General features: G+C 50.1%; 4 protein-coding genes. 3 read left to right on the top strand and 1 reads right to left on the bottom strand.

What is annotated here, in order from left to right; all coding sequences use genetic code 11:
* Positions 1-63 precede the first annotated feature (63 nt).
* Positions 64-1494, bottom strand: a complete 1431-nt coding sequence (locus KB557_RS09370; RefSeq protein ID WP_255133564.1) for an NADP-dependent isocitrate dehydrogenase — start codon at positions 1492-1494, stop codon at positions 64-66.
* A gap of 168 nt (positions 1495-1662) precedes the next feature.
* Between KB557_RS09370 and KB557_RS09365 the strand changes: the two genes are divergently transcribed.
* The 3 genes from KB557_RS09365 to KB557_RS09355 all read left to right on the top strand — a co-directional run.
* Positions 1663-2430 carry a heme oxygenase (biliverdin-producing) gene (locus tag KB557_RS09365; RefSeq protein WP_255133562.1) on the top strand — a complete coding sequence of 256 codons (768 nt, stop codon included), beginning with the start codon at positions 1663-1665 and terminating at the stop codon, positions 2428-2430.
* 27 nt (positions 2431-2457) lie between these two features.
* Positions 2458-3465 carry a glycosyltransferase family 1 protein gene (locus KB557_RS09360; RefSeq protein ID WP_255133560.1) on the top strand — a complete coding sequence of 336 codons (1008 nt, stop codon included), beginning with the start codon at positions 2458-2460 and terminating at the stop codon, positions 3463-3465.
* 13 nt (positions 3466-3478) lie between these two features.
* Positions 3479-4131: ABC transporter transmembrane domain-containing protein (locus KB557_RS09355; protein WP_255133558.1), on the top strand; the 653-nt coding region annotated here is incomplete at its 3' end.

Raw genomic sequence — 4131 nt, 5'->3', positions numbered from 1 at the left:
CCACATTGAGCGGGGTTATAGGTGATCCGATTAAACTCCATAAAGCTCCAATTTATATACGTATTATGCCTTGAAATAACTCACCACCGCTTCTGCAAAGCCAGAGCAGCTCAAAGGTTCAACTGCTGGTTCGAGTAAACGGGCGAGGTCATAGGTAACTTCGCCATTGGCAATAGCGGCGCTGATGCCCTTGTTTATTAAGTTTGCGGCTTCTTGCCAGCCCATAAATTCCAGCATCATCACGCCACTGAGGATTACAGAAGCGGGGTTGATGCGATCAAGGCCTGCATGTTTTGGTGCCGTGCCGTGGGTGGCTTCAAAGATGGCAGCACAATCGCCAATGTTTGCCCCTGGGGCCATCCCAAGGCCGCCAACTATTGCTGCAGCTGCATCAGAGATGTAATCACCATTGAGATTGAGAGTGGCTAATACCGAATATTCCTGAGGTCTGGTTTGGATTTGTTGAAAAATACTATCGGCAATGCGATCGTCTACTAAAACCATCTTGCGCCATTTGCCATCGCCATGGCTGGCACCTATTTGTTGCAGCACCTGTGCTACTTCCGCATCGATCGCTTCTCGCTTATCAGGGGTGAGATTGTTGTAGCCGGGTTCAATCAAGCGGCTGTTATCTGTAATTGAAAGCATCGGATTTTGCTCTTGATTTGCCAGGATCCAGGCCTCTCTTTCAGTAACACAATCGGCCCGAAATTCAGTAGTAGCTAATTCATAACCCCAATCTCTAAAGCCCCCTTCCGTAAATTTCATGATGTTGCCCTTATGCACCAAGGTGAGATGGCGGCGTTTGCCCTCAAGCCGCAGGGCATGTTGCATAGCCCGGCGGATATGGCGTTGGGTGCCAGCTTTACTAACGGGTTTGATACCAAGGGCAGAACCCTCTTTGATGCGTTTCTTACCTAATTGCGGGCTGGCTGGAATAACAGTGTCGTTTAGGTGCCTCAGCAGTTCTTGCCCTACTGGGTCGTTGGCGGCCCACTCAATACCGATATAAATATCTTCTGTGTTTTCGCGAAACACCACCACGTCCAGGTCTTGGGGGCGTTTGTGGGGGCTTGGGGTGCCGCTGTAATAACGGCAGGGCCTAACACAGGAATAAAGATCAAATATTTGCCTTAACGCCACATTTAAAGAACGGATGCCACCACCAATTGGTGTGGTGAGGGGTCCTTTGATTGCAATTCCATAGGTTTTGATGGCGTTCAGAGTGTCTTGGGGCAGGTATTGATAGGTGCCGTAAAGCTCACAGGCTTCATCGCCGGCATACACCTTGAACCATTCAATTTGGCGGCTGTCGCCGTAGGCCTTGGCCACCGCTGCATCAAGTACCCGTTGGGTGGCAGGCCAAATATCAACGCCGGTGCCATCGCCGCGAATGTAGGGAATGATTGGGTTGGCTGGCACCTGTGGCTCACCATCCACAAATTTGATTGCCTCGCCGCGGCTGGGGGGGGTGAGCTTTTCGTAGGTGGCCATCGGGTTATCGCTGCAGGTGCTGGTCAAGATGAGCCTAGTTTTGCGTGTTCTGCTGTTATCAATGCTGCCGCACTGGCACTACCGCTCGTAATCCTTCGCAACTTTTGCAGCCATAACTAGCTAAGAGGCGCTTACGCTCAATTCAAGATTGCCCGAGCGCCGAGCCCCATGGCTGTTGCCCTTGATTCAAACGTTGTTCTAGGCGGCGCAGATGCCACGGAATCTGCAGTTCCCCTTGCCACCCAGCTGCGGGAAGGCACCAAAAAATCCCACACGATGGCGGAAAATACCGGTTTCGTGAGCTGCTTTTTAAAGGGAGTGGTGGATAAGTTGAGTTATCGCAAGCTTGTTGCGAGTTTGTATTTCGTATATGCGGCCATGGAGGAAGAGATCGATCGCCTGCGGCCTAATCCTGTATTGCAACCGATCGCTTTCGCTGCCCTTGATCGCCGCAGCGCCTTAGAAGCTGATTTAGTTTTCTACTACGGCGAAAATTGGTTGGAGCAAATCAAGCCCACCCCTGCTGCCACCGAATATGTAGCGCGCATACACGAGCTTGCAAATAGCGCCCCTGAATTATTGGTGGGCCATCACTACACCCGTTACTTGGGTGATCTATCCGGCGGCCAGATTCTTAAAACCATTGCTCAAAAGGCAATGAATATGCAGGGGGATGCCGGTTTGCAATTTTATGTATTCCCTGCAATTGAAGATGAAAAGGAATTCAAAAATACCTATAGGGCTGCTTTGAATTCCCTAGCGATTGATCAAACAATGGCTGATCGGATGGTGGAAGAAGCAAACCATGCTTTTCATCTAAATATGAAATTATTTCAAGAATTGGAAGGTAATTTGGTGGCGGCGATCGGCAAGGTGTTGTTTGGATTTCTTACCCGCCGTCAAATTAATGGCAGCACCGAAACAGTTAACAACTGAGTGAACCGCAGCCCCCTGCGGTTTCTAGTGCCAGGTACCAGCTCCCGTTTTCGCTGCGGAGGGCTGCTGGTGGCGTTGCAAAGCGCCCGCTTGTGCGCCGATTTTGCTCCAGCTGTTCAGATCGTTACCTACCGGCAAAGGGAAGCTGGCCATTTATTTTTAGCTGATTTATTGCAGCAAGAAGCAGCACCGGGGCCAGCGCTTTGGATTGTGAGCTGGGGTTTTGACGTGCCTGGCCTATTGCGGCAATTGCGGGGGCGAGCTGTGGCGTATCACGCCCACAGCAGTGGCTACGGCTTTGAATTACCCCCCGGGGTGCCGGTTATTGCCGTAAGCCGCAATACGCTTGGTTATTGGGGTGATCGCGCCCCAAGGTGTCCATTGCTATTGGTTCCAAATGCTTTGGATCCTGCTTTTACAACCCCATTTGTAGAGCCGACAGCTGGTACACGGCGACCCATCGATGTGTTGGTGCAGGCGCGTAAAACAAGCAATTATGTGCTGGATCAATTGGTGCCAGCACTGCGGAAGCAAGGTTTAAAAGTTGAGTTGCAAAGCGGTTGGGTGGATGATTTGGCCGCATTATTCAGCAGCGCCACCGTGATGCTTTACGACTCCGCTGATTACTGGCGCAGTGTGGGCGTAACAGAAGGGTTTGGCTTGCCGCCTTTGGAAGCATTAGCAAGGGGATGCGTGTTATTTAGCAGCTTTAACCATGCCCTTGCCGATAAACTTGATCCTGGTGTAAATGCCTGGCAAATCGGCTGCGGCAGCCTTGCTAATGATTTAAAACAAATTGCGGCGGCGGTAGCAAATCCAGCAGCTTTTAAGCCACAGCCAGAAATGTTGGCTGCTTTGCTGCTAGATCATTCCGAATCCAAAGTGCAACAGCGTTGGCAGCTTGCCCTTACGGCTGTTGATCAGCATTTCGATCAATTGCAAAATGGAGCAACACCTTTGTTGCAGGTGCCCAGTTGGCGCTTGCGTTGGGGCCGGCGCTTGAGCCGGATCAAGAGGCTGCTCTTAAGGGCTTAAGCGCCATAAGTTGATGGGTGTGAACGCCGATTCATCCCACCGGCCGCCTGATAGCGGTTTTAAGCCATTGGCCTGGTTGAGTTGCCGCAGCCAAACTTTAGATAATTTACTGCGATTACTTAGTTATTTACCGGAGCAACGGCGAACAGCTCTCTGGAGATTGTTGCCGATTTCGGTTTTACCAGGAATGCTTGATTTAGCGCTTGTGGGGGTGGGTGCAAGGTTGGTAGGTGCATTAGTTGGTACAAACCTTGAAGACAAAATGCCAGGGGTGAAGGTATTTGGTGGCAAGCCACTAGATCAAACCCTGTGGCTGATTGCAATATTTATTGGCCTTGCTTGGCTTGCTTCTTTTTCGAAGTTATTTCTGCAATTAGTGCAGCAAAAGGTAACAGCGAGGATTTGGCGTGATCTATCAAATGAAATTCATGCCCGGGTATTGCGCCAGCAATATGAATATCATTTAACCCGCTCAACCGCAGAATTAACCACATCGATTCTTTCTAATATCCGCCAAGCTTCCAGTGGTGTAATTAGCCCAACGCTGCGGATATTTAGTTCTTTAATATCTATTTTATTGCTGTCTTTCGGCATTCTTTGGATCGGACGTTTTCCTGCCTTTTTATTACTTTTAACCGTGATCTTGGCTTATTTGGGTTTGTCCAC

This window comes from Synechococcus sp. Cruz CV12-2-Slac-r, from assembly GCF_024346075.1.
In the GTDB taxonomy this organism is placed as follows: Bacteria; Cyanobacteriota; Cyanobacteriia; order PCC-6307; family Cyanobiaceae; genus Synechococcus_D.
The sequence above is the reverse complement of the archived record's forward strand: the minus strand, read 5'-3'. Positions and strand labels throughout refer to the sequence as shown.

What these genes read in the sequence shown, in the direction of transcription:
- KB557_RS09370 (WP_255133564.1), bottom strand. Translation starts at nt 1,494, where the DNA reads ATGGCCACCTACGAAAAGCTCACCCCCCCCAGCCGCGGCGAGGCAATC.
- KB557_RS09365 (WP_255133562.1), top strand. Translation starts at nt 1,663, where the DNA reads ATGGCTGTTGCCCTTGATTCAAACGTTGTTCTAGGCGGCGCAGATGCC.